The organism is Halomonas marinisediminis, from assembly GCF_004347715.1.
GTDB lineage: Bacteria > Pseudomonadota > Gammaproteobacteria > Pseudomonadales > Halomonadaceae > Halomonas > Halomonas icarae.
On record NZ_SLTR01000542.1, the window covers coordinates 1 to 264 of the forward strand.

Sequence of the window (264 nt, forward strand, 5' to 3'; positions counted from 1 at the left end):
GCATGAGCGGCGCGGCCTTCGCCCGTGAGCTACAGGGGGATTTTGCGCCCGAGAAGGTCGTGACCGCCAACCACCCCACGGATCTGGAAAACAGGCAGATTGAGGTGAACGCACTAGAGGACCGCGACAACGAGATACGGGTGATCTTCGCGGTCGATAAGCTGAACGAGGGCTGGGACGTGCTGAACCTGTTCGACATCGTGCGGCTGTACGATACGCGCGACGGCAAGGCCAACAAAGTGGGCAAGACCACAATGGCCGAGG

General features: G+C 61.0%; 1 protein-coding gene. It reads left to right on the forward strand.

Annotated elements, in window-relative coordinates; translation table 11 throughout:
- Positions 1-264, forward strand: a 264-nt coding sequence (locus tag E0702_RS17730) for a hypothetical protein (RefSeq protein ID WP_205742096.1), incomplete at both ends; no start/stop codon positions are given.